This window comes from Nakamurella aerolata (genome assembly GCF_013002705.1).
GTDB classification, from domain to species: Bacteria; Actinomycetota; Actinomycetes; order Mycobacteriales; family Nakamurellaceae; genus Nakamurella; species Nakamurella aerolata.
Genome location: NZ_JABEND010000020.1, coordinates 1 through 1,440, shown reverse-complemented (window position 1 = coordinate 1,440; position 1,440 = coordinate 1). Strand labels below are relative to the sequence as shown.

Sequence of the window (1,440 nt, the reverse complement as noted above, 5' to 3'; positions counted from 1 at the left end):
GCGGCTCTTCACAGTTGACGGTGTAGTTGGGGTCTGAATCCGCCGGCTTCGAGTAGGGATCTGGCGATGTAGTGGATGAGGTTGCGGAACCCGAGCGCTGACCCGCGTAGGTGCTCGAGCCGGCCGTTGATCGCTTCGGTGGGGCCGTTGCTGGTGCCTGGCCGGTCGAAGTAGGCCAGCACATCGGTGGCCCGCTTCTTCAGTGTTCTGCCGAGCCGGCGGAGCTCGATCAGGCCTGCCGGTACGGCGGTGCTGATCGCCTCGATCACGGCGGTGAGGGCCTTCTTCGCTTGTCGCCGGTTGGGGTCGCGGTAGGCGGTGACGAGCCGCTGGTAGATGCCCCAGGTCGCTTCGACCGGGGCGTGTTCCTCGACAGCGAATAATGCCGTGATTCGTTGACGCTGCTTGTCGGTGAGCAGGTCCGCGCCGGTGTGCAGGGTCCGCCGGGCCCGGTAGAGCGGATCGTTGCCTCGGCCCCGCCGGCCGTGGATCCCGTTGTGGACGCGGCGGCGACACTCGTCCAGCGCATCGCCGGCCAGCCGGACGACGTGGAAGGGGTCCATCACCGCTGTCGCGTCCGGCAGCTGTTCGGTGGTGGCGGTCTTGAAGCCGGTGAACCCGTCCATCGCCACCACCTGCAACTCGTTGCGCCAGGCGGGTTCTCGTTGTTGCAGCCAGTCGGTGAAGGCCTTCTTCGAGCGGCCCTGAACCATGTCCAGCAGCCGAGCCGGGCCGGTCTTGTCGCGGACCGGAGTGAGGTCGATGATCACGGTGACGTACTTGTCGCCCTTACGGGTGTGCCGCCACACATGCTCATCCACGCCAATGACCTTCACCCCGTCGAGGCGGTCCGGGTCGTCGATCAGCACCCGCTTGCCTTCGGCCAAGACAGCGGTGTTGGCGGTGTTCCACGCCACGGCCAACGCTTCGGCAATTCGGGTGATGGTGAGGTGCCCGATAACCAGGCCCTTCAACGCCCAGCGCAGCGCACCAGCCGACAACCTGGCCCGCGGCTGCGCTGCCCGGCTCATGTCCTGCCGCCACACATGACCGCAGCCCGGGCAGCGATACCGGCGCACGGTGACCAGCAGCACCGTCGGCCGCCAGCCGAACGGCTCATGCGCCAGCCGCCGCAGCACAGTGTCCCGCGCCGAGCCCTGCCCACCGCAACGACCACAAGCGTCGCCGGGCTCAACGACCCGGCAGGCCAGGATCGTCCGGTCCGGTTCGATGAACTGCCCGGTCACCGCAAGACCCAGCCCGTCCAGTCGGGTGAACGTGGTCAGATCAGCAGCAGCAAACGTAGAGTCAGGCACGTCGAGGTCTTCCAGGTGGGCCGGTGTGAGAACCCCCATCATGCGGAAGACCTCGACACCCACCCGCAACCGGTCCCCGGCTCAGCCGATCAGACCTGCGCTACACCCTCCATTGTGAAGAGCC

The 1,440-nt window shown here is 67.2% G+C and carries 1 protein-coding gene; it reads right to left on the bottom strand.

Features of this window, described 5'->3' with window-relative positions; genetic code table 11:
* Positions 1-8: 8 nt before the first annotated feature.
* A complete protein-coding gene (locus tag HKD39_RS18525) occupies positions 9-1,316 on the bottom strand; it encodes an ISL3 family transposase (protein ID WP_171201357.1) in 1,308 nt (435 codons plus the stop codon).
* Between the last annotated feature and the right edge of the window lie 124 nt (positions 1,317-1,440).